Raw genomic sequence first — 25,147 nt, 5'->3', positions numbered from 1 at the left:
GTGCGGCACCAGTTCGGTGAGGACGACGACGGTGCCCGCGATGATGTGGCGGGGCTCGTTCATGTGGGCCTACTCGGAGTCGGACGGCTTCTCAGCGGTCGCCTTGGGCGCCTTGGGGGGCTCCTCGGCCTTGGGCGACGCCGGGGCCTCGGGAGCCTTGTAGTCGCTCCTCTTCGGCGACTGCAAGCCCTCGTCCTTCTGCAGGTCGCTGTGCTGCGTCACCGTCTCGCTGGACTTCTCCATGCCGGCGGCCGCCGCCGTGGATACCGAGCTGGGGTCCTGGGCGTACTCGGCCTGCGCGCCGGCGGATTCCTGTGTGGTCTGGATGAAGGAGGCGAGGAAGCCCAGGACGGCCCGCGCTTCGGGCGACTGCTCCTGAACGATCTTCGCCCGGTGGGAAGCACCATGGATCCCGCTGGTGAACAGGCTCGTGGTCGTGTCGTCGTATGTGTCGTCGTCCGCGTCCTCGAAGTCGACGCCCGCGCCCGGTTGCGGCTTGTCGCGGTCGGTGGTCACCGAGAACAGCCCGGCGCCCTTACCCGCGGAGCCGAAGACGTTGCTGAACACCATGGTCGTCACCTCTGGTCGTTGTGGCGGCGTCAACCGCCCGGTCACGGCTTCTTGTAAGGAGCTCGTTGGCTGTCGGTCAGGCTCTCGCCGTCGAACATCGTGTGGTGGACCTCCAAGGCGGAGACGACCTCGGCCAGACCCTTCATGCGGAAGCCGCCGCCCGCCAGGTCGAGGTCATTGATGTCGCGGGCGACCAACTGGTCGAGGCCGGGGTAGTCCCCTTGCTGCGGCGGCGACAGGACGGCCACCGGCACCGCGTACTTCACCGCGAGCAACCCGGAGAAGGTCACCGGGATCTCGTAGGAGTACTGCTTGAGCGCGCGGCGCTGCGTCACGATGGTCTCGACGCGGGAGCCCGGCGGGACTTTGCCGGAGATCTGTGATTTCGAGGCCCAGCTGGTGGTCAGGGAGCCGCCGACGGAGGCCGCGATGCCCTGGGCCAGTGCGGCGTTGAGGCCCGCGGTGCCGGTCGCGCTGCCCGTGGTGGTGAAGTCCACCGAGCCGGTCATCGTGGCCGAGGCGGAGTTCGTCATTCCGTTGGTCACTGCCGTGTCGACGGTGTTCGCGTTGTCGACTCCCACGCTGTCCTTGCTGTTCTTGTTGGTCAGCGTGTTCGCGTTCTTGTTCGCCATCTCGTTCTTGAGCTGCGTCCCCAGCTGCCCCTGGAGGTTCAGGCCGAGCTTGTTCTGCAGCTGCAGCTGGAGCTGGGCGCTGACGCTGCCGCCGAAGGTGAGCTTGGAGTCTCCCGAGAGTGACCAGGTGGCACCGTTCGACACGTGGAAGTCGACCGAGTCGGTGAAGGTCATCTCGGACTGGCTGCGGTTGACGTAGGTGCGCGAGGAGAACGTGTCGGGTGGGGGCTGGGTGATGTTGCGCCGCTCCTCGATCAGCGGTTCCCCGAGGTTCATGTAGGCGAGCCAGCCCAGCCCGTACGCGGTACCGGGGAAGGAGCCGAAGCTCGACTTGTTCACGGAGAACCCGACGGGCTTGTGGCGCACACCGTAGTCGTCGACATAGACCAGGTTGGGGTGCTCCAGGATGGACTGCCAGGTCTGCTCGATGTTGAGTTCCCGCAGGTTCTTCTTCGTCAGCGGCTGGCGCTTGGCCCGTTCCAGGTTGTACGCGTTGGAAGGCAATTTCTGTCCTCGACTGATCTGGCCGAAACCGCACTCGGTGAAATGGCAACAGGAATCTGCAGACGTTCCGGAAAGCCAAACTAGCAGGGGTCCATTGCCCAAGAAGACAACCCCGGGTTTCCGCACTCAAACGGGTGATCGAGATTTCCTGGTTGCCCTTGATCACCCGATCGGGAATCATCCCGCGCCCCACACTAGCGTCGTGACCTCGAATGTTGCCACTTTGGCCGTATTTGATTCGGTCAGGCATTCGCTTGCGAAGTAGCTTCCATCGCGGGTGATTGAGCATCCGGAAACGCCGCGTGATAAACCATTTCACTGAGCGCCCGAGGCGTTGTTCTCGACATCAAGAACAGGTGAGGTTTGCGCGATGTACACCCAAGAACGCACGGCAATGGCGAATTTGGTGGTCGGCGGCCCGGTGGCGGTGAACAGCTACGACAACGCGATCGTGGCCGCACTGGTCGAGAACCGGCCGGTCATGCTCGTCCACGCCTTCAACGGCGGCTACCTGCGGCCCGCCGAGCTGAAGGCGGACAGCCACGACAAGGGCGTCAAGCTGGCCACCGCACTCGACCCGGCCACCAAGGACGCACAGGGCCACCTCTGGCACATCACCCCCGGTGGCTTCTTCGGGCAGCGGCCGCTGTACTTCATCGAGAGCGCCGCGGGCCAGGTGTCGCCCCAGCCCGCCGGCGCAGCCGAGGCCGGCGCCGGGCGCGGCGACGACGGAGCGCCGAAGCCGCAGCGCAGGCGCATCACCGCCCACCAGGACGCTCCCAAGAGCACGGCCGACACCGTCCAGGTCGGTCTCCCCGGCAAGGTCGGCGACAAGTGGCGCGGGAAGAACGGCGCGACCGAGGACACCCAGCTCTGGGTCGTCACGGTCACGCCGTGGGGCGGCATCACCTTCGTGCCGATCACCCACCCCGACGCCATCCTCGGGTTCAAGGACCACGCGGTGACCGCCGACAGCGAGGTCCGTCTCACCTACAACTGGGGCGGGGACTTCACCGGGACGGTCATCAACACGTTCTACCCGCGGCTGCCCAGCGAGTGGAACGTCCCGTACCACCACGTCTTCACGTGATCCGCGGCCCCCACCGCGCACCCGTCCCGAGCCAACGCCCCAACCGGCTGGAAGAGGCACCACGATGCCCGTCCCCACGCAAGAACTGAAGCTGGAGATCGTCAACGCCGCCACGGGGGAAACCCTCGGCGCCAAGGCCGCGCCGAGCGTGGACGGGGCGCTCGTCGTCCGCGCCTACCCCCATGGCGGCCCCAGCCCGGAGCAGTGGCAGCTCACCCCCGTACCGGCGGCACAAGCCGACCGGGCTTATGTGATCCGCAACGCCCTCAGCGGCAAGGTGCTCGACAACCCCGCCGCCGCGGACCGCGGCGTCCGCCAGTGGGACGCCGCCGCCAATAAGAAGGGCCAGCAGTGGCGCCTCGTCCCCGTTGAGGGCGAAGCGGGCCTCTACTTCATCGAGGGCGCGGCCGACGGCGCTGTGCTCGACCTCGCCGACCCCGGGAAGGACGACACCCGGATCGTCCTGCGCGAGTACGACGACAGCGCGGAGAGCCAGCGGTGGCGCCTCGTCCCGGCCGAGCCCGAACGCACCAGCGATCTCGTGCTGAACTGGGCGCCACTGAGCCACTGGAACAGCCGCCAGTCCTGGCGACTGACCAATAACAAAACCGTCCTGCGGCCGGCACCCGACGCGACTCCCTCCTTCAGCAACGTACTGCTGGTCCTGGAGAAGTTCGGAAGCGACCAGGACGCCGGCGGGTGGAAGTCCGACAGGTCCCACCGCTGCCCTGCAGGCCAGGCAGGCTGGTGGGCGGGGCTCGGCGAACGGTTCCTCGCCGACACCACAGGAACAGGGCTCGCGGACATCGTCGGGCTCAAACCCGCGAAGGGAGCTGTGACATCGTCCAGCAGAGGGGATGGGACGTTCGACGACGACGAACGGGTTCTGCACCCACCCGCGTCCTCCGCGAGTCCTGCGGACCTGTGGACCCTCGCGGACGTCACGGGCGAGAGCCGTCCCAGTGTCGTCGTGCTTTCCGCCGAGGGTGTCCGGGTATCCACCCAGGACGAGGGCGGCAAGTTTGCGCCCGCGGGCGGCGAGCTGGTCCTGAAGGCGTTCGGCCACGGCACGCAGGCCGGCAGTTGGCTCGCCGACAAGCACCCCCGTTTCCTCGCTGATACCACCGGCGACGGCAGGCTCGACATCGTCGGCTGCCACGACGACGGCCTCTGGGTATCGCTCCAGGACGACGAGGCAAAGTTCGCACCGCTCGCCGACGAACCCGTCCTCCGAGCGTTCGGCCACAGCGAGGAGGCCGGTGGCTGGCTTGCCAGCAAGCACCCCCGCTTCCTCGCCGACACCACCGGCGACGGCAGGCTCGACATCGTCGGCTGCCACGACGACGGCCTCTGGGTGTCACTCCAGGATGAGGAAGGGACGTTCGCCGAGCCTCTGTACGTCCTCGACGACTTCGGGGTCGACCAGGGGTGGAGCTCGATCGAGGAACACCCCCGGTTCGTGGTCAAAACCACCAGCGACGGAGTACCGGACATCGTCGGCTTCGGCCCGCAGGGCGTCGTCGTCGCACGCGGACGCGGCGATGGCACCTTCGAGTCCTCCCAGCTCGTCCTGAACGACTATGGGCAAGCCCAGGGGTGGACGAGCGGGAAGCACCTCCGCCTCCTCGCCGACGTCACCGGCGACGGCAACCCCGACATCGTCGGCTTCGGCAACGAGGGCGTCTGGGTTTCCCACAACCGCGACGGCGGCCAGTTCGAGCAGGCCCAGCTGGTGTGCCGCGGGTTCGGGTACAACGATGACGCAGGTGGCTGGCGGGTCGACCGCCACTCCCGCTTTCTCACCGACATCACCGGCGACGGGCGCGTCGATATCGTCGGCTTCGGCGGCCCGGGAGTGCACGTGGCCCGCAACCTCTTCCGCCGCTTCAGGACTCGGTAACCCCGAGGACACCCACAGCCACATCACGACCAGGGTGCGCGACTGGGGTGTGCCTGGAAGGTGTGCTCGTGCTGGCCCACCGAAGTGTCTGGTCCTGCAGGACCCAGTCCCTCCCGCGCATTCACTTGATCGTGGGCGAAGTCCGCCCGACACCGACGCCGCTCTCGAAGCGGTGCTGTCACTTGGCGGACAGTGCGCCTGCCACATGCGGATCAGGTACCGGACGGACCCGAGCGCGCCATCTGGCGAACGGTGCCAACTGGCGCGCTCGGTCACAATTGAGGTGTCCCGCGCCAGCGAACCTGCACCGATCGCCATCGAAGTCCGACAGGTTGGGCGGTGCCCAAGGGGGCCCGGTCACGGGCTCGGGAACCGTTTCCCCCGGATCCTGCGTGAAGCCTTGATGGTGTAGTGGTCCGGTGGAGGGGATCTGATGAAAACGCGGACGATGGTGAGCGCGGCGGTATCGGCCTGCGTGGTGCTGGCGGTGTGCGCGTGCGGCCCGGAGACAGCGAAGGAGGGCGCGGCCGCGAAGCCTTCGCAGCCGTCGGCGTCCACGTCGGCGAAAGGGCCGTCGGCCGTGCCGTCCGCGTCCGCTGTCACCGAGCAGCCGTCGGTCGCCCCTACCGGCAACCGGCCCGCGCCCATGACGAAAGAGCGCGCGATCCAGCGGTACGAGCAGTACCTCCACGGCCTTGGGCGTGAGGACATCGACACGGTCTGCGAAGTGGCCGGGCCGGGCGCGAAGAAGGCAGAGGACCAGGGATTCGGTCCGTGCACGTCGACGTACGTCATCGTGTTCCAGATGATCTCACCCGAGCAGAAGGAGGCCCTGCAAACCGCGACGGTCGATCCACGGCGCGTGGTCATGCGCACCCCCGAGAAGATCGAGATGCCGCTCGAAGCGGTCAGGTCCTCCGCCACCTTCACCGAGAGCGACCTCGGAAGCTACACCCTGGAATACCTCAAGAACGACTACTACATCACCGACGGACAGTGACCTGCCGTACCTGCCGTACGCGAAGCCGCCTGGCGGTTGTGTCAGCACGATCACAGCGATCGGTGTCGTGAGAAACATCCACGCACGCAGTCTGCCGCCCCGCACTGACACCGCCCGGCGGTTCCAGCCTGGGAGCGGGTGCTCCGCCGTGACGTATTGCGGACTGGTGTCGCATGGCGTGATGCCCCCCGGAGACCGTGGGCTGCTCCGGGGTGACGGCTGCTCACATCGTCGGCGTTGTCGATCGTCTCGAGGTGCACTGGACCAGCGCGTGATCGTTCCGCGGCAGCTTCAGAGAGCCGTACGCAGGCTTCCGCGCGCGTGTGCCTCGGTCGCCTCCGGCCAGAGGGCTCCTGCGACCACGGACCGGCCGGCCCGTCACCGGCGGGTGATCCCGAGATCCTCGTCGTACGAGGGCGACGACGATCACCGCCCGTGCGGTGCCGCCAACCGTTCCTTCCGGCGACGCGGAGACGACGGCTCAGCAGTTGAGTCCACCCGGGCCACCGAAGAAGAGGTAACTGCCCCACGACGAACCTGAGTGGTTCGTCACTTCGAGGCCGTAGCAGTTCACGGAGGTGGGCTCGGGCGTCAGGTCGGCCGACTCCGCTCCCGTGGGCAGGGCGATGATCACATCGTGCTGGTAGGCGGCGTGGCCGTAGCCCGCGGGCGGCTTCTTCCCCGAACCCATCGAGGGGAACGCCGCCCCGGCCCCGCCCACCTCGCCGCCGAAGCCGGCGCCGGCTGCTCTGGTCGCCAGGATGCCGGAGCCGAACAAGGTGGCCGGGTAGTAGCCGACCCAGTCGTCACCGATGCTGAACCACCATGCGCCGCCCGTCAGGAAGACGCCCATGCGGTATTGCACGGGCGCACCCGGCCGGGAAGCCGTGAGCGCCGTACCGAGGACGTGCGGGGCGCCCGTCCGGTACACCCACGTCCCGGCATGCCAGTCGTTGTAGCAGACGGAGGTGTAGCCGTCCGGCGTGTAGAACACGAACAGCCGCGGCTTGTTGTCGAACGGCGGACCCAGCCGGTAGCCGCACTCCACGGACTGGAAGGGACTGGATCCGGCGCCCGACGTGTACCACTGCTGCGATGCGGAGGACTGGACGCCGAACACCGGTGGCGCCCACACGTTGACCCCGCTGGAACCGCCGTGGTTGTCGCGTCTGTCGTACGCGTTGCCCCAGATCTTCCCGAACAGCTGGGCCACGCCCTTCTCGTCACGCCGTACGCGCAGACCACCGCGCAGAAAGTCCTCCACCGTGGGGAACCTGACGAGCCGTTCAAGGGTGAGCCGCAGTATGGGGACGGTGTCCTCCGGGCAGAGCATCTGGTTGCCGTAGCGGTCCCGACGGTCGGGCCTCAACTGCGGTGGCGGCGACTGCGGCGGCTCGGTGACGAACTCCGGGGGATCCGCGTACTCCTGGGGCCGGGGCGGCGGATCGGGTGTCGGCAGTGGTTTGCCCCCGGTCCTCACCAAGCCGGGCTGCCGCTCGGCCGGTACGCAGTCGACGATATCGCCGTCGGATTCCTCGAAGGAGTGCACCGCATCCATTCCGGCGTTCCGCTCGATCAGATAGCGGCGCATTTCCTCGAATGCCTCGGCATCCCGCACCGCGGTGTCAGGACGGGATCGGTACGCTTCGAATTCGGCGGCGTGCAGCGAATCGACGAAGTCGGAGAAGGCGGGAAGAGCAGTGTGAACAGCCATTGCGGCACGTCCTGTTCGGGGTATCGGCCCGCGCCCCGTCCGCGCCCGTTCCTGCGCCCTGCACCTGCCGGCCCCCCGCCCGCTGGGCGTCGCACGGTGCCTGTGCGCCCAGCGTACTGCGGGGCACGACACCGGGCATCTCAGCGGACCACCAGGAAGACTCGGGTGCACGACACTGCTCTCCGGGTCACTCCGAACGCCTGGGAAACAGGCCCGTAGCGCGCTCCAGGCACGCTGCGGACACCGACCCCGTACCGCGAGCGCCCCGAGTTGAGGTACGCCACAACGTGTACGAGGATGGAAATCGGACAGCTCCACCGGACCGGAATCGCCCGACACGACCGAATGGTTGTCCGGTCAATGATCTCCGCGCCGCAGGCACGAAGACCATTCTCTTCCTTCCTTCCTCGTCAGCCGTCGTCAGCCGATCCCGTGGCCGAGTGACGAGCGCCCGCAACGCGCGCAGGGGCCGAATCGAGCCCTCAGCACCGGGAGACAGAGACCGGGAGACAGAGATGACGAGCAAAACGGTCCAACTGACCTGCCCGACCTGTGGAGAGGTCGCGACGCATGCCCTGGAAACGGATGGTGAGGCGGCCTCGACCGGTCTGCGCATGCATATGAATCTGTCCGGTATAAGGCGGCCCAGCGTGGGTTACAAGAACAGCCCGCATCGTTCCGGGGGCAGTCCGATGGTCCCCCAGGGCATCGTCATCCACTACACCGCCGGCCGGTACGACGGAGCCGTCGGCTGGTTCCAGAACCCCGCGTCCCGGGTCTCGGCGCACTTCGTCGTCGCCAGGGACGGGCGCCGCGTCCAGATGGTTCCGCTGCCCGATCCCGATACCGCCGGCCCACGGGACGGCAATTACAAGGCCTGGCACTGCAAGGGCGGGAACGGCATCTACTTCGGCATCGAGCACGAGTACGGCTACCCCGGTGCCACCGGTCCCGCCGACTGGACCGAGGAGATGCTGGACTCCTCGGCGGAGCTGTCCGCGTACCTGTGCACCTTGTACGGCATTCCGATCGAGGTGCCGCTCGATCCGGACACCCGCGACTGGTTCACGGGATTCGGCGGTCACTACAACGTGCCGGGGAACGACCACACCGACCCGAGCCAGTACTTCCCGTGGGACTACTACATCAATCGCGTGTGGGACTACTCCTTCCGCCTGCTGGAGGCCGGGCCCCCATCCGCTCTCGCACCGTCCGGAACCCAGGCAACGGCCCCGTCGGCATCCGCGCCGCCGGCGTATCAGACGCTGTAGCGACCGCGTCGGCACGAGGTGACGCCCCATGCGAAACGCCACGGTGACGGCGCTCGCCGCCTGCTCCCCCGCACCGGGCCGGCTCGATGTCTTCGTCGGCGACGACGACGGCGGCGTGTGGCACAAGACCTTGGACGGAGAGTGGGGCGCGTGGCACTCGCTCGGCCGCCCCTGGACGTCCCCCGGCACGCCGCCGGGCCACGGCTGGCTGACCGCGACGCGATCCGGACCGGGCCGGATCGAGCTCCTCGCCCTCGGCGGCGGGCGCGAGGTGCGGCACAGGAGTCTCGCGGAGGACTGCTGGACGCCGTGGACGTCGCGCGGCCCGCTCACCGCGCACCCCGCGGCGTACGGATACGCGGTGGTGGCGACCGAACCCGACGACCTGCACGTGCTCTTCCACGACGGTGACCGGCAGATCACTCACCAGCGGGTGAACGGCGGAAGGACTGTGCTCCGCCCCGGGCCGTACGCCTCCGGCCCGCTCCAGGCCGTCTCCGTCGCGCCCGGCGGGTTCGACCTGCTCATGGCGGACACGCGGCGGCGGCTCATCCTGCGGCGGCGATTCTCCGACGGCTGGTCGGCCGACTGGGACGAGCGCGCCCGCTTCCCCGAGGACGCGCCGGTGCCGCTCCGTTTCGCCGCCACCGGTCACGGCCTCGTCGCGGCCGGCGCCACGGGGCTGTGGCACAGCGCGTGGACGGAGCCGTCGGGCTGGGAGGACCTGGGCGGGGACCTGACGGCCGGCGCCGACGGCGCCACGCACCTGGCCGCGGTCTCCGAGGACGCCGGGCGGACCGACGTATTCGCCGTGTGGGCCGGTACGGCCCTGGTGCACCGGTGGTTCGACCGCGACTGGTCGGCGTGGGAGCTGATCGACATCTGGGCCGACACGCAGGGCTACCACGCGCTGCGCCCGCAGGACCTCGTCGCGCTGACCGTCCGGGGCACCGGGCTGAGGGAGCGGGTCCGCTCCGACGGGGTGGTGGAGGTCTTCGCCGAACACGCGGGCGCCCGGCTGACCGTGGAGCTCCCACCGCAGCACATCACCGAGACGGTGGCGGACTCCGGATCGAACAGCCAGGCACGCATCGCGGGGCCGTCGCGTCTCGCGTTCGCCCTCGGGCAGGAGGCCGTGCCGCTCACCGTCGACGGCGTGCTGAGCGCGATGGCGCGGCTGCCCCTGGTCACCGCGCCGGAGACCGCGGGGCAGGACGGCACCCGGCTCGAACTGCCCTGGCGCCTGCTGCTCGGGCTGCCGGCCGGCGCTCGGTGCGTGCACCACGCCCTGCCCGTCGCCGGCGAGGACGGCACCACCGAGCTGTGGCACAGCCGCATCCGAGGCCCCGACAGCGCCGAGCCCCTGCGGGTGAAGCCCGTCAGGGCCCTCGCGAACGAGCCGGGCCTGGCGACGCCGCTGGGACACCACGTCGCGACGATCGCCGCGCTCGGGGCCCAGCACCCCGATCGGCCTGTGACGGTCGACCAGCTGATCCTGAGCGCCTACGGCGCCTGGTTCTCCGCCTCGGCCTCGTGGCCGACGCTCGACTGGGCCCACCAGTCCGCCATGGGACGGGACTACTACGTCCGGGTCCTCACCCGCGGCGCGCTCTTCCCGTTCGGGCACCGCGCCGCGTACGTCGAGATGACGGAGCGACGGTTCGAGGGGGCGCCGTCCGTCGTGGCGGCGTTGCGCAAGAAGCGCGTCCTGATCGTGACCGAGCCCACGCGCCGCTATGGCATCGGTCAGGGCGGCCCGCACGAGCGGGCGTTCCCGTTCCAGGAGGTCTCCCTCGAGCCACGGCAGCTGACGGAGCTGGACGAGCCGGCCTGGCTCCCCAGCAAGGCGTTCTGGCCCACCCGGTCCGGGTCCGCCGTCGAGTTCACCGTACGGGCGCGGGCGGACCGTGAGGTCGTCGACTTCCGGTTGCCGATGCTGTTCGTGTCGGACACGGCGACCGGCACGTCCAACGCCTCGGCCCTCGACGCCGAGTACGCGGGCGGGCCGCGGTCGGGAATCCGGCGCGACACCGGGCGCCCCACGCGGGACGTCGGGCGCAGGATCGCCCTCGCCATGGAGTCGGCCACCCGCCCCCTCGAGGGCGCGGTGCAGGAGGTGCGGTCGATGTCCTTCGGCGGCGTCGGCACGGCCCTGGCCGCGAACGGGGTCGGTTTCCACCCCCAGGTGACCCGGATGGAGGTGGCCCTGCCCGCGGTACGCCAGTTGCTCGGGTCCACGCCGACGGTGCCGGTCGAGTTCTCGAAGGCCTTCTTGCAGACCGCTGCGGGTGCCCGGCCGCCCGACGTGATGCTCGCCCTGCTGCAACCGAAGGTGCTCGACTTCGCCGCGGCGGGCGCGCGCACAGGGATGGTGGCGGCCCCGAACATGGCCGTCACCGAGATCGCGCGCAAGGCCGGCCCGATCGCCGGCGGACCCTTCCCGCCGCGGCCCCAGGACCTGTTCACCGAGGACGCCAAGCTCTTCGGGGTGGTCCCGCTCCGCCGCATCGTCTCCGTCATCACCTCGCGCCCGGAGATCACGTGGTCCGACGTGGACGGCGCGCCGTCCGCGAAGCTGACGTGGCGGGAGAAACTGTCGACGGCCGCGGAGCCCTTCCACCCGAAGACCCCCACCTCGTCGGTGTTCCTGGAAGTGGTCTCGAACACCGTCGGCAACCGGCCCGACCTGCGAACAACGGGCGAGGTCACGGACTTCACCCTGGAGATCCCCCGACGCAGCGACGCCCTGGTCGTCCTCACCTTCACCAAGGTGCGTTTCACCGCCCACTCCGGCGAGCGTCCCGGCCTCACCTTCGACCTGGCGGACGCCCGGCTCGCGGGGAAGCTGAACTTCGTCAGGACGCTGGCGGAGAAGATTCCGCAGGCCGGGCGCGGTGGACCGCGGATCGAGATGTCGGCGGTACGGATAAGGGCGACGTACGCGATCGCCGTACCCACGCTTGGCATGGGGCTCTTCACCCTCCAGAACCTCGCCGTCCACATCAGCCTCACCCTGTCGCTGGAGAACCGGCCCATCGAGATCGACTTTTCCTTCGCCACGCGGGAACGGCCGTTCCTGGTGACGGTCTCCGGGTTCGGCGGCGGCGGTTACCTGGAGCTCGGTGTGAGCGCCGGGGAACCCGACGGAGGGCTGCAACGCTTCGTCGGCGGCATCGAGTTCGGCGCCAGTGTCGCCATGAACTTCGGCGTCGCGGCCGGCGAGGTTCACGTCTTCGGAGGCGTCGTCTTCGTCAAGAAGGGCGACGACATCGAGATCACCGGCTACCTGCGGATCGGCGGCAGTGTGTCGGTGCTGGGACTCATCAGGGTGTCGGTGGAGTTGATGCTCAGCCTCACCTACGACGTGGAGCGCAACGAGCTGCACGGCTCCGCCCGGCTCGTCATCAGCGTTGACCTCACCTTCTGGTCCACCTCCGTGACGCTCGAATGCCACAAGAGTTTCCAGGGCCCCAGCCTCGGCCTCGCTCCGGAAGAGGCCCTGTCCGGCGCGTCCACGGCTCCGCGGGCATCGTCCGTCGAGGCCGCGCTGGGACCCCAGGGCCAGTCGTTCCCGTGGCAGACGTACTGCCAGGCCTTCGCGTGAGGAGTGCCCCGTGCCGGTGACCGATGCGCAGCGACAGTTCGTCTGGACCCCGATCCCGGCCGGGCGGGCCGGGCCGGTATCCGGTCACTCCGCTCCGATGGCGCGGCTGTCCGTGCTGCTGACGCCCCGACTGCTCGGGCCGCCGGGGAACAGGAAACTGTCGGACTTCGGGATGCAGGCCTGGCCGCAGCGGCTGTCCGCGGTGCGGTTCGACATCTTCCGCGGCACACAGCTCGTCACCTCCCACCGGGTCCCCCATGTCACGCCCGACGGGAAGGAGGTCGCGTTCTCGACGACGCAGCAACTGTCCGCCTGGCAGGCGCTGTTCACGGGCGACACTCCGGTACGCCCGTATCAGCCGACCTCCTATGCCGGACGCGACGTCCGCGAGTTCCCCGCCTCCGAGGCCGCCACGGAGGTGCGCAACGCCTACACGGCCACGGCCGGCACGCATCTGGAGTACGACGGCAGGGTCCCGGAGGCCGACCCCGAGCTGCGGGCGGCGCTGGGCCGGGTCACGACGATGTGGCAGACCGCTCTCGGCCCGCTGGACGGTGCGACGGCGGACCCGTCCGTGCACCGGTCGGCGATCGCCGAGGCGTACGCCTTCTACCGTCGCGACGAGGCCGCGTTCAGCGCGCCCACACCACCTGCGAAGGCGGCCGTGCGCGACTTCCACGACACCGTCGCCCGGCTCGCCGACCATCCGATGCTGCTGCGCGCGCTCGGGCTGCTGATCGACCTGGCGGTCCCGGCCGCCCAGCTGGCCGAGGGAGACGTCAAGGAGCTGCGGGTCGTCCCGCGATGGCCGAATCCCGACAGCTCCCCGCCCCCCGGCTGGACCGGCGCCGCGCAGAACGACCTGTCGCCGAAGACCGCCTACGTCCTGGACGGGAAGCGCTTCGTCGCCGCTTCACTGACCCGACCGGGGGCCACCGAGTTCAAGCGGGGCATGCTGCCCCTGGCCGGTGCCGGTGTGGCACCGTCAGCCAATCCGCGGTACGAGGTGATGCCCTTCGACGTGGACGGGGCCGTCCTGCGGATGGTCGGTGCCGCCCAGTCGGACCGCGCCCGGGCGCCGTCGGAGGACGCGACCGACCTGGGCGCGATGCCCGCCCTGCACTCGATGGGCTTCGCCCTGGTGGAGCGGGACCGCGGGCCCGAGCATCGCAAACAGGTGCAGAGGGCGCAGCAACGGGCCACGGCCGACGGCCTCACCACCCTGCCGCTGACGGCGGATTCGCTCCTGGGTGGCTATCGGATGGACATCTACGACGTGACGACCGACCAGTGGTACTCGCTGTGCCGGAGGCGGGTGCGCTACACGATCGGCGGGGTGTCGATCGGTCAGGAGTCGGCTGACGGCCGCCGTGGCCTGTTGGAGGAGGGGTACGTGCGTCCCGATCCGGCGGTCACCGGGGCCGGGGCGCAGGACGCGCTGTACATCCACCAGGCCGTGGCGAGATGGGACGGTTGGAGCCAGGTGGCGGAACGGCCCGAGCGGGTCGCCGACACGGGCGACGAGATGGCCGCGCCGACCGACCCTCCGCCGTTCGAGGCGGTCGTCGAGTGCGACCCGGGGTCGTTGCCGCGGCTGCGGTTCGGCCGTAAGTACCGGCTACGTGTCCGGATCGCCGACCTCGCCGGCGGCGGACTCCGCTCCGACGAGGCCGGGCCCGAGGAGGAGCAGTCGGAGCTCTTCACACACCACCGCTTCGAGCCACTGCTGCCACCGGAGCTGGTGCCGACCCGTGCGCTGGCCGACGGCGAGACCCTGGATCGCATGGTGATCCGCAGCGACCGCGGCATGTCGGTCGGCGACTACGCGACCGCGCACGGGCATCGCGCCTTCGACCTGCGCCACCTTCTGGCGCCCAAGTGCTCGCTGGAGCTGGCCATCCACCACGACCGCACGTTCGACGCCGCCCTCGGTCCCGACGTGACGACCGCGAAGGTGAAGGAGTTCTTCGAGATCGCCAAACGGGCGGACCGCGAGGTGTCCCACATCCCCGGGGCACAAGTCGTGGGAGCCGAGCCCGGGTCCGGTGTCGCCGCCCCGTACGTCGTCCTCCCCGAGACGGGCGTCGTCCTGCCGTGGCTGCCCGACCCGGCCGGCTCACACATCGCCCTGAACCCCCGGCCCCGGCCCGTCGACCCGGACACGGGGAAGTTCGGAACGGTCGTCGGGGACAAGAGGACCGCGGTCTGGAAGGGCACCTGGCCGACGTACGGGCCGATCGCCCTGCGCCTGGTGGACGCCCCTTCCGGCTGCACCATCACCCGGTCCCCGGACCACCGCGTCTTCACGGTCGCCCTCGGGCCCGCCGAAGAGGTGACGTTCGACATCCCGTCGTGCCCGGGGGACCGAGGCGTCCAGCTGTTCGGCATCGTCGCCTGGCTGGGCATCGACCCCGGCAACCCGAGCGCGCCGGAGTTCCAGCACATCACCCGCGGCCGCAATCGCCTCGTCACACCTCCCCGAACCGTCACCCTCGTCCATGCCGTACAGCGGCCGCGGTCGGACCCCACCGGGCGGCTGACCGCCCACCGGAACGCCGGGGACACCGGCACCGCCCTCCTCACGGACCATCTGGAGATCCACATCGCCAGCACCGGGCGGCTTGACCTGCGCGCCGAGTGGACCGACCACGAGGACCTTCCGCCGGCGAAGCCGACGCCGCAGAAGCGGACGGCGTTCGTCGGCTCGTACGACGTCAAGCGGGCCCCCCAACACGAGGCGTTCCCCGCGATCCGCCAGGAGTTCGGCGACACCCGCCGCCGGCACGTCACGTACCACGCGACCGGGGTCTCACGCTTCCAGGACTGCTTCGCCCGCGCCACGGCGGCGGATCCCGGGGCCTGCCTCGCCGGCGGAACCCTGGGCGTCACCGATGTACCGAGCTCGGCCCGCCCACCCGCGCCGAAGCTCCTGTACACCGTGCCGACCTTCCGCTGGACCCAGACGAACGACGGGCAGCGATCGCTCACCCGGTGGCGCCACGGCGGCGGGCTGCGGGTCCTCCTCGAACGCCCCTGGTACACCTCCGGGGACGACGAGAGGCTGGCCGTCCTCACATGGCCCGGCCCCGTGGCCCCCGCCGACGTGCTGAAGTACATAAGCACCGCGGGACGTGACCCGATCCGGGAAACCGGCGTCCCGCCGGCGGTCCTGACCGAGGCCCATGTCAATGCACCACGGGGCGGCGAGCGAGCGGAGCTGCCGGAACTGCAGCGCTCGCTGGACCTGATCGCGTACCCGGTCCAGTTCGACGAACAGGCCGACCGCTGGTTCGCCGACATCGACCTGTCTCCGCTCGTCACCGCCTCCTACTTCCCGTTCGTACGGCTGGCCCTGGCCCGCTACCAGTCCCACACCGTCGAAGGGGTCCCGTCGCTGTCGCCCTCGGTCCAGACGGAGCCCGTGCAACTCCCACCCCACCGACGCCTCGTCGTCACAAGGACGCCGGGCCACGGCACCGTGGTCGTCGACGGTCTCGGCCCCTCCGGCCCCCGGCCGAACATAGTCCGCACCGAACTGCAGGTACGGGACACCGCCGGGCGCGGCAGCGCGGGCTGGACCACCATCTTCCGCACCTCCGGCGCCCTGGGGCAGGTACGCGGCCTCGACCTCCCCGACACCGGCAATCGGCCCCAGCGCATCGTCGTCCAGGAGTTCGAGACGCATCCCCCTTCCACGAGCGAGGCGGGATCAGCGGTCGAGGGGACAGGACGGCTGGTCCACGCCGACATCGTTCCCCTGGGAGTGTGGTGACATGGTCGACCCGATATTCCAGATGCTGCCGGTGTCGGGCCCGCTGCGGCTCCCGCCCGGCGTCACCGGCGACCAGGTGGCCTTCCACGTGGGGGCGCAGGCGTCGGCCATGTTCCTCCGCCTCATTGCCGTGGGTCCGGACTGCGCACCGCCCGGCGAGGTGGCGCCGACCATCGAACTGCGCGCCGGCGTGGGGGAGTTCGCCGTGGTACCACGCTCCCCGGAAGCGGTACCGATTCACGACGAGACGTTGTTCGAGGTGGCCACCGCGGCCTGGAGCCGCGAACCGCGGGACGTGTTCCTGGTGCAACTGGACATTTCCAAGTCGGCCGACCGGCCCTGGCACGTGCGGATCACCAACAACGCGCCGAGGGAGCTCTCCTTCGTGTGGGTGGCGTCGGATCTCGAGGAGGACACCCTTCAGCCGCGGATATCCATGCAGCGGTCCCATGGACGGACGGCTCCGGCGGGAGCTCCGATGCAGGACATCAAGGTCGACATCGGCAACGTCGGCCCCGGCACCCTGAACCTGACCAATGTGGCCGGTACCGACATGGGAGGTGGCTTCACCCTGGACGAGGTGACGCCGACCATCCCGCCGAACGGATGCGGTCATCTCGTCATCAAGGTCGCCCCCGTCACGCACCTGTCGTCCGGTGGCCAGTCGGACCTCGCCACGGACTTCGTCCTGAAGTGCAACGCCCGCGACACGGAGGAGAAGACGCTGCACCTCACACGCTTCGAGAAGACCGAGAAGGAGAGCAGCAAGGACGGCAAGGACATGAAGGACAAGGACGGCAAGGAGGTCAAGGACAAGGAGGGCAAGGACACACCGCACGAGCTCCAGATGGTGCCGGCCCCCTTCCCCCAGCCGGTCGGCCCGGTCCCGGCCTGGACCGGTACGGACTCCTCGCACGTCCACTTCATCCCGTCCGAGCTGCGCCCCGACCTGTCGACCAGCGCCCTCGCCCACGAGGACCAGTGACCCCAGGACGGCGGAGGTCGGTATGTGGCTGGTGCTGTGCGACCGCGAGGACCAGGCGGCGCGCTGGGTGGGCACGGAGCTGAGGGAGCGCGGTCTCGACCCGGTGGAGCTCGTCGACTCCGGGACACTGACGCGCTCGGTGCGGTCCGTGCACCGCATCGAGGAAGACCGGGCGAGCTTCGAGATCACCCTTCCCGACGGTCGCACCCTCGCGAGCGACGACGTCGAGGGCGTGCTCAACCGGCTCACATACGCGCCCGTCGAGCATCTCGTCTTCGCCTCGGAGGCCGACACACGCTACGCCGTGGCGGAGGTGAGCGCGCTCGTGCTGAGCTGGCTCCAGTGCCTCGCCCCCGTCACGGTCAATCGCCCCAGCCCCCTGGGTCTGTGCGGCGCCTGGCGGTCCCCCGCCGAGTGGAGCGTGCTCGCGGCCGGGGCGGGGTTGCCCGTGGCACCACTGCGGCTGTCCAGTGAGGGCGGCACGACGGCGACCACGAAGGCAGCGGCCCGCACCGTGGTGGTGCTCGGTGAACACGTCTTCGGCTGCGGGGCGATCCCTGCTCTCCGCCCTGCGTGCCGACGGCTCGCCCGGGCGGCCGGTGCCGACCTCCTGGGTGTCGACCTGGAGCTCGACGAGAAGCACGGCGCGCGTTTCGCCGGGGCGACGCTCCTGCCCGATCTGCGGATCGCGGGCACCGCTCTCGTCGCCCGCCTGCACGCGTACCTGACCCGGCTGCCCGCGAGGCCGTGGTGATCGTCGTCTGCGGCATCGCGAGCGAGGTGCCGATCGCGATGGTCACCGATGCGCTGCGCCGCCAGGGCCTGCCGTACACCGTGCTGCACCAACGCCGTTTCCTGGACTCTCCCCTGGACATCGAGGTCGAGGGGACCGAGGTGCGCGGCCGGCTGCGGTGCGACGGCCGGACCGTCCCGTGCTCCACGGTGACCGGCATCTACACACGGCTGATGGACTGGCGGCTGCTGCCCGGGATGCTCGAGGCCGGCCCGGAGACACAGCGGCACTGCCACACATGGCACGAGACCCTCCGCAGCTGGATCGAGATCGCGCCGGGATGCGTGATGAACCGTTCCTCCGCGACGGCGGCGAACGGGTCCAAGCCCTACCAGGCCCAGCTGATCCGCCTGGCCGGCTTCCGGGTCCCGGAGACCCTGGTCACCGACGACCCGGACCTCGCCCTGGCCTTCCGGGCCCGCCACGGTCAGGTGATCTACAAGTCGATCAGTGGGGTGCGGTCGATCGTGCACCTCCTGGACGACGAGGCCGTCGACCGGCTGCCGCTCATCCGGTCGTGCCCCGTGCAGTTCCAGCGCTACGTGCCCGGTGTCGATGTCCGGGTGCACATGGTGGCCGGCGAGCCCTTCGCCACCCGCATCGACAGCGACCGGGTGGACTACCGCTACGCCGGCCGGTACGGCGGCCGGGTCGAACTCACCCCGTGGGACCTGCCCGAGGACCTGGCACGGCGCTGCACGGACCTCGTCAACCGGCTCGGTCTGGTGCTCGCCGGGATAGACCTGGTCCTCGCCGACGACGGCGAGGTCCACTGCTTCGAGGTCAACCCGAGTCCGGCCTTCAGCTACTACGAGGACCACACCGGCCAGCCCATCTCACAGGCGATAGCCCACGCCCTCGCACGCGGGCTCTCCGCGCCCGCCCGCACACACGTCCCCGAGGGGCTCCCTGCTGAACACCCGTCTCCAGGCGAAGACCCATCGGATCGTCCCGTTGCCGGACCGGCCCGCCGAACCGCGTGACGGCGAGCGGCTGAAGGAGGCGCCCCAGCAGGCGATCCTCCTGGCGCCCGCCGCCCTCCCCGTACCGTTGCGCCCTGTGGTCGATCGACGACAGGGCGGCGGCGAGAGCGGTGGCCGGGCCAAGCGCTCCGCAGGCCCGTTGCGGGAGCGGTACGGGCCGTGGGCGTGGGCACCCGTGCGCGGGCTCGTACCTCGGCGTCAGTGGAGAGCGCCCTTCTGGATGCGGTCGCGGAGTTCGCGTCGCCCGCTCAGCCCGAGGCGGCTGTACATGTTGCCGAGGTGGTACTCGACCGTCGCCGCGCCCAGCCTGCAATGCCTCCGGCATGCGGTGCGCACCGCCCTGTGCCCGGGCGACCGTCGCCTTTCCGGTGCTCACCGTCGGCATGGAGAACTTGGGGCGATCCGCAGTGTCCACTCCTCCGCGGCACCCAGCACCGCCTGGCAATGCTCCCAGTCCCCGCATCCTGCGGGTACGCACCCACCGGCTGCGGGAGCCACGGATACCGAGAGACGATGGGAAGCGCCACGTCCCCCGCCGCAGCAATGTGGTGATCATCGTGGCGCCGGCGGAAGGAGCAGCTGGACATGGGTGCAGACGGGTTCCGGGCCGATCTCGGTCCCGCCGGACGTGCGGAGCTGGGCCCTTCGCCGCCGGGCGGGCTGCTGGACGTACTGGGTGTGGCAGCGGTCGTGCTCGACGCGGACGGGCGGATCGTGTTCTGGAGCCCGCAGGCCCAGGCGCTGCTGGGATACAGCGCCGAGGAGGCGCTCGGCCGGTTCGCCGCCCAGCTGCTCGTGGCCGACGAGCACATCGACCTGGTCCTCCGCCTGTTTGCCCAGGTCATGGAGGGTGACGGGACCTGGGCGGGCGTCTTTCCCGTGCGGCACAGGGACGGCGGCCTGCGGCTGCTGGAGTTCCGCAACATGCGGCTCCTGGATGACCGCGGTGATCTGTACGCTCTGGGGCTGGCCACCGACCAGGCGACGCTGCGGCGGGTGGAGCGTGACCTGGCGCTGTCCGTGCGGCTGGTCGACCAGTCCCCGATCGGGCTGGCCGTCCTGGACACCGACCTGCGGTACGCGATGGTCAACCCGGCTCTGGAGCGGATCAACGGCCTTCCCGCCGAGGAACACCTCGGCCGGACTGTGCGAGAAGCGCTGCCGTTCCTCGACGTCCACAGCATCGAATCCGCGATGCGGCAGGTCCTGGCCACCGGTAGGCCGCTGGTGGACCAGTACACCGTGGGCCACACCAGCGCTGACCCCGGTACCGAGCATGCCTGGTCGGTGTCCTACTACCGGCTGGAGGATCCCGGCGGGAAGGTGCTGGGAGTCGGTATCTCGGTGGTGGACGTCACCGACCGGCACCGTACGGCCCTGGAAGCCGACCGTGCCCGACATCGGTTGGCTGTGGTCGCGGACGCCTCCGTGCGCATCGGCACCACGCTGGACCTGGAGCAGACCGCCCGTGAGCTGGCGGACGTCGCGGTCCCCGAGCTCGCCGACATGGCCGCCGTGGACGTTCTCGATTCCGCCCTGACCGGCCACCGCACCACTGCCGCCGCGCACGGACCGGCGCTTTTCCGCGCCCTGGCCGTCGCCGCCGCCTACCCCACCGACATCACCTCTGCCGCCGACCCCCCCGGTGAAGTGGCCCGCTACGAAGCCGACCGCCTGGTCACCCGGGCCGTCAATACGAGCCGGCCCGTCATGGTGCCCCACGTGGAGGAAGCCGACCTGTCTCTCATCGCCCGTGACCCCAGGGCCGCGGCCATGCTGGCCCGGGCAGGCGTGCACTCCTACCTGGCCGTGCCCCTCGTGGCACGCGGTGAGGTCCTCGGCGCCCTCGACCTCGTACGCGCACGCAACCCGCAGCCCTTCACCGAGGACGACGCCACCCTGGCCTCCGAGCTGGCCGCCCGCGCCGCCGTCTGCATCGACAACGCCCGCTGGTACCAGCGTCAGCGCGACACCGCCCTCACTCTCCAGCGCAGCCTCCTCCCCGAGCCGCCACCGCCCCTGTACGGCCTGCAAGTCGCCTCCCGGTACCAGCCCGCCGGCGCCGCCGGCGAGGTCGGCGGCGACTGGTACGACGTCCTGCCCCTGCCCGGGGACAGGACCGCACTCGTCGTCGGCGACGTCATGGGCAGCGGCATCAACGCCGCGACCACCATGGGGCGCCTCCGCACCGCCACCCAGACCCTCGCCGGACTCGGCCTCGCGCCCAAACAGGTGCTCCGCAACCTGGACAGGATCACCGCCGGACTGGACCCCTACATCGCCACCTGCACCTACGCGCTCTACAACCCCCACGCCGCGCAATGTCACATCTCCACCGCCGGACATCTGCCACCCGTCCACATGCGGCCCGGACACGCCCCCACCCTGCTCGACCTGCCCACCGGCGCCCCCTTGGGCGTGGGCGGCGTCCCTTTCCGCACCACCGCCGTCGACCTCGGCCCCGGCGACCAGCTGGTCCTCTACACCGACGGGCTGGTCGAGACCCGTGACCAGGACATCGACACCCGCCTCGGCGTCCTGCTCTCCCTCCTCGACGGCCCGCACCGCAGCCTGGAAGACACGTGCGACCACCTCCTGGAGGCCCTCCGCCGCCCGGACGATCACGACGACGTCGCCCTGCTCATCGCCCGTGTCCGCCGCTGACACGTGGTGCTCGCCGCCAACGGGGGCACGGGCCGGCCTTGCTCAGCCGGTCCCAGCGGCGTACAGGTGCTGCCGCACCCGGACGGGACGTCCCCGAGACCGGAACCGAGCAGTGGCTTCCTGCCCCTGCGCGCCCATTGGTCCCGACAACCGGCCTCCACACCACCGTGGATCGGCCATGGGGCCGCACCCTGGAGTCGGCGTTCTGCTGGACGCCGAGCTAGGCGATGCCGGCGCTGAGCATGCCGGAGACGAGCTCGTCGAAGGTGAGGATCTGCGCTCGCGCATTACCCAACGGGTCGTCCCGTATGGTTAAGCATATGACGCTTCCCAGCGCCCCCCGTGGGCGTCCCCGAGACAGCCGTGCCCATCACGCAATCCTGACCGCCACGACCGAGCTGGTGAGCGAACTCGGCTACGCCGCCACCTCCATCGGAGCGGTGGCGGCTCGGGCCGGCGTCGGCAAGGACACTGTCTATCGGCGCTGGTCCAGCAAGGCAGAGTTGGTGTACGAAGCGGTCTTCACCGAGACCGAGGCGGCCCCGGTACCGGACACCGGCACGCTGGTCGGTGATCTCACTGCGCTGCTGGAAGCCCTCATCGAGGAATTCTCCGCCCCCGCCGCAGTGGCAGCCTTGCCGGGCCTGCTGGCGGACTTTGCCGCCGACCCGGCTCTGCAGGCCCGCATCCGGAGCCAGTTCCTGGCCCCGGCCAAGGACCGCTTGGTGCCGATCTTCGAGCGAGCCGTGCAGCGCGGGGAGGCCCACCCCGGCCTGCCGGACGACCTGGTCCTGGACATGCTGGCCGGAGCCGTCTTCTTTCACATCGGCCTGGTGGGCGAGCAGCCCACCCCGCGGCTTGCCGCACAACTGGCGGCTATTGTCGGCCGCGGGATCGAGCTCCGATGAACGCGTGGTTCCTCACCGCCGGCACAACGGCCGGCGCGGTCGCCGCCGTCCATGTCATAGCGGGCGGCCGGGATGTGGTCCGGCCTCTGCTGGAAGGCAATCTTCCGGACGAGCCTCGCCGTGTCCTGCACGCGGTCTGGCACATGGTCACCGCCGATCTGATCCTCGCGGCCGCCGTCCTGATCTGGCTGGCCTTGGGCGACCGCCCCGGTGGGGAAACCATCGCCTGGCTGCTGGCCGCCCACTTCGTCGCCTACTCGGGCGTCTTTCTCGCTCTGTCCTTGGCGACCAACTGGTCGAGGCCGTTGCTGCGGCTGCCGCAATGGATGCTGCTGCTGCCGGTGGCGATGCTGTCAGCAGCAGGAGCAGCGTGAACCCCCAGCTCCGTCACCGCAGCAGGCCGGCACCACGGTGGCCGGCAGGTTTCTGCGCCTGCGGATCACACCGGAAAATGAGCGACAGAGCCCCCTGTTACGGTGGCCCGATGGCATCGGTCAAGCAGTTCCAAGTCACCTTCGACTGCGCGGAACCCGAGCGCGTCGCCCGTTTCTGGTGCGAGGTGCTCGGGTACGTCGTACCGCCCCCACCGGAGGAGTTTGCCACGTGGGACGACTTCAAGCGCGCGCAGCCGCCTGAGGACCGGGGGTCATGGTTCGCATGCGTCGATCCCTCAGGTGTGGGCCCGCGGCTGTACTTCCAGCGCGTTCCCGAAGGCAAGGCCGTCAAGAATCGGTTGCATCTCGACGTGCGGGTCGGCACCGGACTCGTGGGTGAAGAGCGCCTGGCCACGCTTGAAGCCGAATGCGCCCGGCTGGTCGCGCTCGGCGCGGTACGCGTGCGGCTACTCCCCGCCGATGACGACAACGAGTCGTGCATCGTGCTGCAGGACATCGAGGGCAACGAGTTCTGTCTCGACTGAGCCTCCTCCGAGACGGCGAGGCGGGGAGCCGTCTCCCTTCGGGCCGCTGGCGAAGGTGGTCCCACAGGGAGCGGGAGTTGTCCCGTGAGGGCGAGGTGGAAGTCGGGCGCCGCCGTGTGTCGCGGTGGCGGTGGGAACGCCGTCGCCCTTCAGATGGCATTGGCGCGAAGGATCTCCCAGGCCTTCGTCCGTACGAAGACGTGTCCGCACATCTTCGACCGCTTTTACAAGGCCGACGCGGCCCGTACCGCTCGGCGGGCAGTGGCCTGGGACTGGCGATCACCCTGGAGAACGTCAGGCTGCGCGGCGGGACGATCCGCGCGGGGAACCTGACGGGGGCGGCGCCGTCTTCACCGTCGAGATACCGCTGCACACCGAAGGGGAGGGCGTGTGAGGCAGGGGCACAGCCGTCGCCGGGCGGTCGCCGGGCCGGTGGCAGCCCTGCTGCTCGCCGGTTGCGGTGTCCAGGAGACCGACGTCATCGAGGCGGGCGGTCCCGCCGGCGTCCAGGTCTTCGGCAACGCCGGCCATGACGCGCTGCTCTTCTTCCGGGCACCGCACGGAGACCTGAGCCCCGTGATCCGCATCTTCGCACCTGCGGACTCCTTCGGGAACGAGGGCGGGAAGACCGAGGGACCGGCTCAGCCCGTGACGACGGAAATGGCGATCTCCGCCCTGCTCAGCGGCCCGGGCCAGGCCGACGAGGCCGCCGGGCTCGGCACCTCGCTGCCCCGGGTCACTGCCGATGGCGTCCGGGTCCGGCTTTCCCCGGAGGGAGAGGTCACGATGAGCCTTCCCCTCGCCCTGGGCGGACTGGACGCGACGGCTCAGCGCCAGTTGATCTGCACCGCCGCCTGCAGCAAGGACCGCGACGGCCGGGTCACGGTGCGGATGACGGGCCAGGACGGCGTAACGGCGACCGGCACCTGTGGCCTCGACCTCAACACCGGATCTTCCCCCGCTCCCGTCGAAACCGGAATCCGTGCCACACCGACCGACCGGACCGGCTAGACAGGGAACGGGCACCCCCAAGAAGTCCATCTTCAGCCGGCTCAGTGAGGCCGATGCTGGCCGTGCCCCGAGTCGGTCGGCGCTCAGCCATCTCGACCGTTGCGGACATACGGCGGTGCTGGTGAGGCCGCGGCTTGTCGCCCCATCGGAGCAAGCCCGAAGCCTCTCCATCTGGCGGTCGTGCCGTCCGGATGCCGGCACGACGGGTGATCCGACATCGCTCCAGTGTCGCCGGCGGAGGTTTCCGGCACTGGTGACTGGCAGAAAAAGTCTCCCACGATGGAGGGAAATCTGTCATGGCGAGACTAGACATGGCCTGCTGAGGGGGCTAGGGTTTTGCCGAAGTCAGAGATCGAAGTGACGCGGCAGAGGACGAACTGCCGCGCATGCAAGTCCGAGCAGGAGCGGCACGGCGGCGGAGTGGTGGGGCCGGAAGGCAGACAGGGTCCCCTCACTGGTCGCCGGGCCGGACGGCCCTCGGGGCCGTGAGCAGTACCGCAGTTCAGCAGCACGCATCAGAAAGAAGAAGGAAGAAGGAGGCAGACGCCATCAGAGGATCGCCCGGGTGAGGAAGCTACACCGCCCGGGTACCGCAAGACCCCGGATTGGAAGGTGGTCCCCGGTCACGCAACCGCGATCCCCGCATGCCCGGCCTCTCAGGCCGATCTGCGGAACAAGAAGGCCGACACCGCAGCAAGTCGGCAGATGGTGTTGAAATCCCTCGGGGCCCTGGTTGCCGTACGTGACGGCGCGTACGCCGAGCGGCGCGCCGGGCGGCCGGGTACGGAGACGGTGAAGGTGTGCTCGGTGCCGTCGAGGGCGACGGT

The 25,147-nt window shown here is 70.0% G+C and carries 17 protein-coding genes and 1 pseudogene; 15 read left to right on the top strand and 3 right to left on the bottom strand.

The window, feature by feature from the left end:
• Positions 1–69 precede the first annotated feature (69 nt).
• Together ABT360_RS31300 and ABT360_RS31295 are read right to left on the bottom strand one after the other, a co-directional pair.
• On the bottom strand, positions 70–570 hold the full coding sequence (locus tag ABT360_RS31300; protein ID WP_351824017.1) for a hypothetical protein: 501 nt from the start codon (positions 568–570) through the stop codon (positions 70–72).
• 41 nt (positions 571–611) lie between these two features.
• A complete protein-coding gene (locus ABT360_RS31295) occupies positions 612–1,706 on the bottom strand; it encodes a hypothetical protein (protein WP_351824015.1) in 1,095 nt (364 codons plus the stop codon).
• Between the two features lie 370 nt (positions 1,707–2,076).
• Here ABT360_RS31295 and ABT360_RS31290 point away from each other — a divergent pair, with 370 nt between their 5' ends.
• The 3 genes from ABT360_RS31290 to ABT360_RS31280 all read left to right on the top strand — a co-directional run bounded on the left by ABT360_RS31290 (position 2,077) and on the right by ABT360_RS31280 (position 5,696).
• The gene (locus ABT360_RS31290; protein WP_351824012.1) at positions 2,077–2,796 is read left to right on the top strand and encodes a hypothetical protein; all 720 of its coding nucleotides are present in this window, start codon (positions 2,077–2,079) and stop codon (positions 2,794–2,796) included.
• A 64-nt stretch (positions 2,797–2,860) separates the two neighbouring features.
• Complete coding sequence (locus ABT360_RS31285) at positions 2,861–4,696, top strand: RICIN domain-containing protein (RefSeq protein ID WP_351824009.1); 1,836 nt, start codon at positions 2,861–2,863, stop codon at positions 4,694–4,696.
• A gap of 433 nt (positions 4,697–5,129) precedes the next feature.
• The gene (locus ABT360_RS31280; RefSeq protein WP_351824007.1) at positions 5,130–5,696 is read left to right on the top strand and encodes a hypothetical protein; all 567 of its coding nucleotides are present in this window, start codon (positions 5,130–5,132) and stop codon (positions 5,694–5,696) included.
• Positions 5,697–6,177: 481 nt separating this feature from the next.
• Here the strand turns inward: ABT360_RS31280 and ABT360_RS31270 are convergent, their stop codons facing one another.
• Positions 6,178–7,410, bottom strand: coding sequence for a neprosin family prolyl endopeptidase (locus tag ABT360_RS31270; protein WP_351824004.1), 1,233 nt, complete (start codon positions 7,408–7,410; stop codon positions 6,178–6,180).
• A gap of 650 nt (positions 7,411–8,060) precedes the next feature.
• Between ABT360_RS31270 and ABT360_RS31265 the strand changes: the two genes are divergently transcribed.
• The 12 genes and pseudogenes from ABT360_RS31265 to ABT360_RS31210 all read left to right on the top strand — a co-directional run bounded on the left by ABT360_RS31265 (position 8,061) and on the right by ABT360_RS31210 (position 24,320).
• Positions 8,061–8,681: an N-acetylmuramoyl-L-alanine amidase gene (locus ABT360_RS31265; protein WP_351824002.1), complete on the top strand. Its 621-nt coding sequence runs from the start codon at positions 8,061–8,063 to the stop codon at positions 8,679–8,681.
• 28 nt (positions 8,682–8,709) lie between these two features.
• Entirely contained in the window at positions 8,710–12,285 is a 3,576-nt protein-coding gene (locus tag ABT360_RS31260; RefSeq protein ID WP_351823999.1) for a hypothetical protein, read from the top strand.
• Positions 12,286–12,295: 10 nt separating this feature from the next.
• On the top strand, positions 12,296–16,057 hold the full coding sequence (locus tag ABT360_RS31255) for a hypothetical protein (RefSeq protein ID WP_351823996.1): 3,762 nt from the start codon (positions 12,296–12,298) through the stop codon (positions 16,055–16,057).
• 1 nt (position 16,058) lies between these two features.
• On the top strand, positions 16,059–17,042 hold the full coding sequence (locus tag ABT360_RS31250) for a hypothetical protein (protein ID WP_351823993.1): 984 nt from the start codon (positions 16,059–16,061) through the stop codon (positions 17,040–17,042).
• A gap of 22 nt (positions 17,043–17,064) precedes the next feature.
• Positions 17,065–17,796, top strand: a complete 732-nt coding sequence (locus tag ABT360_RS31245) for a hypothetical protein (protein WP_351823991.1) — start codon at positions 17,065–17,067, stop codon at positions 17,794–17,796.
• Positions 17,790–18,818 (top strand): ATP-grasp domain-containing protein, encoded by a 1,029-nt coding sequence (locus ABT360_RS31240; protein ID WP_351823988.1) that lies wholly within the window; start codon positions 17,790–17,792, stop codon positions 18,816–18,818. The genes ABT360_RS31245 and ABT360_RS31240 overlap by 7 nt, the downstream gene beginning before the upstream one ends.
• 585 nt (positions 18,819–19,403) lie before the next feature.
• Positions 19,404–21,482 carry a SpoIIE family protein phosphatase gene (locus ABT360_RS31235; protein WP_351823985.1) on the top strand — a complete coding sequence of 693 codons (2,079 nt, stop codon included), beginning with the start codon at positions 19,404–19,406 and terminating at the stop codon, positions 21,480–21,482.
• Between the two features lie 320 nt (positions 21,483–21,802).
• Positions 21,803–22,390, top strand: a complete 588-nt coding sequence (locus tag ABT360_RS31230; protein WP_351823982.1) for a TetR/AcrR family transcriptional regulator — start codon at positions 21,803–21,805, stop codon at positions 22,388–22,390.
• A complete protein-coding gene (locus ABT360_RS31225) occupies positions 22,387–22,764 on the top strand; it encodes a hypothetical protein (RefSeq protein WP_351823979.1) in 378 nt (125 codons plus the stop codon). Before ABT360_RS31230 ends, ABT360_RS31225 begins: the two co-directional genes overlap by 4 nt.
• Before the next feature lie 110 nt (positions 22,765–22,874).
• Positions 22,875–23,309, top strand: a complete 435-nt coding sequence (locus ABT360_RS31220; RefSeq protein WP_351823976.1) for a VOC family protein — start codon at positions 22,875–22,877, stop codon at positions 23,307–23,309.
• 204 nt (positions 23,310–23,513) lie between these two features.
• A pseudogene (locus ABT360_RS31215) lies at positions 23,514–23,703 on the top strand (ATP-binding protein); the annotation flags it as partial.
• Positions 23,700–24,320: a hypothetical protein gene (locus tag ABT360_RS31210; protein ID WP_351823973.1), complete on the top strand. Its 621-nt coding sequence runs from the start codon at positions 23,700–23,702 to the stop codon at positions 24,318–24,320. The pseudogene ABT360_RS31215 and the gene ABT360_RS31210, both read left to right, overlap by 4 nt.
• Positions 24,321–25,147: the final 827 nt, after the last annotated feature.

Source organism: Streptomyces sp. NPDC000229 (assembly GCF_040300825.1).
Taxonomy (GTDB): domain Bacteria; phylum Actinomycetota; class Actinomycetes; order Streptomycetales; family Streptomycetaceae; genus Streptomyces.
The sequence above is the reverse complement of the archived record's forward strand: the minus strand, read 5'-3'. Positions and strand labels throughout refer to the sequence as shown.

Bases quoted from the DNA above. Each gene is read 5' to 3' on its own strand.
- ABT360_RS31300 (WP_351824017.1), bottom strand. From the start codon at position 570: ATGGTGTTCAGCAACGTCTTCGGCTCCGCGGGTAAGGGCGCCGGGCTG.
- ABT360_RS31290 (WP_351824012.1), top strand. From the start codon at position 2,077: ATGTACACCCAAGAACGCACGGCAATGGCGAATTTGGTGGTCGGCGGC.
- ABT360_RS31285 (WP_351824009.1), top strand. From the start codon at position 2,861: ATGCCCGTCCCCACGCAAGAACTGAAGCTGGAGATCGTCAACGCCGCC.
- ABT360_RS31280 (WP_351824007.1), top strand. From the start codon at position 5,130: ATGAAAACGCGGACGATGGTGAGCGCGGCGGTATCGGCCTGCGTGGTG.
- ABT360_RS31270 (WP_351824004.1), bottom strand. From the start codon at position 7,410: ATGGCTGTTCACACTGCTCTTCCCGCCTTCTCCGACTTCGTCGATTCG.
- ABT360_RS31260 (WP_351823999.1), top strand. From the start codon at position 8,710: ATGCGAAACGCCACGGTGACGGCGCTCGCCGCCTGCTCCCCCGCACCG.
- ABT360_RS31250 (WP_351823993.1), top strand. From the start codon at position 16,059: ATGGTCGACCCGATATTCCAGATGCTGCCGGTGTCGGGCCCGCTGCGG.
- ABT360_RS31245 (WP_351823991.1), top strand. From the start codon at position 17,065: ATGTGGCTGGTGCTGTGCGACCGCGAGGACCAGGCGGCGCGCTGGGTG.
- ABT360_RS31235 (WP_351823985.1), top strand. From the start codon at position 19,404: ATGGGTGCAGACGGGTTCCGGGCCGATCTCGGTCCCGCCGGACGTGCG.
- ABT360_RS31230 (WP_351823982.1), top strand. From the start codon at position 21,803: ATGACGCTTCCCAGCGCCCCCCGTGGGCGTCCCCGAGACAGCCGTGCC.
- ABT360_RS31225 (WP_351823979.1), top strand. From the start codon at position 22,387: ATGAACGCGTGGTTCCTCACCGCCGGCACAACGGCCGGCGCGGTCGCC.
- ABT360_RS31220 (WP_351823976.1), top strand. From the start codon at position 22,875: ATGGCATCGGTCAAGCAGTTCCAAGTCACCTTCGACTGCGCGGAACCC.